This window comes from Gluconobacter sp. P1D12_c (assembly GCF_018812105.1).
In the GTDB taxonomy this organism is placed as follows: Bacteria; Pseudomonadota; Alphaproteobacteria; order Acetobacterales; family Acetobacteraceae; genus Gluconobacter; species Gluconobacter oxydans_A.
The window spans coordinates 1-461 of the sequence record NZ_JACSIQ010000441.1; the positions used below are offsets into that span (position 1 = coordinate 1).

The following is a 461-nucleotide window of genomic DNA, read 5'->3' on the forward strand; positions in this document are numbered from 1 at the left end:
TTAAACACATCAACCTTGTTCCCACTGTTGCGACGAAGAAGCTCATAAAAACCTATCCGAGAAGATGACTCACACCCATTCTCAGACGGTCCTGCATCAAAAATCTCTCCGCGTGATTCCTTCGCTTCCTTAACCTCTGGAACGTATTCTAAACCACCAGCAGGAAGCCTGAAGCGTCGCCTGTCTTCCTGTTCCGAACGACACGCAAAACGCAGATTCTCATCAGCAGAATAATCCCGAGCTATAAGCCCAAGGTGCTTGCAGTCAGCAGATATCAGCCAGCAGATATCATCAACAGACCACCCCAGATGGAACACATGCCCAAGCCATGAACGAGGATAATACCCCCCATCATATGACTGAGCTTTGATGACCCTTTGGGCCTCTAATTTCGTATATGAACGACCTACGGATTCCATCCGAGACCACCAGTCTTGGCGGTCTTGTGTTGAACCATCGCC

General features: G+C 49.0%; 1 protein-coding gene. It reads right to left on the reverse strand.

The window, feature by feature from the left end; all coding sequences use genetic code 11:
* Positions 1-419: hypothetical protein (locus KP705_RS17570; protein WP_215765211.1), on the reverse strand; the 419-nt coding region annotated here is incomplete at its 3' end.
* Between the last annotated feature and the right edge of the window lie 42 nt (positions 420-461).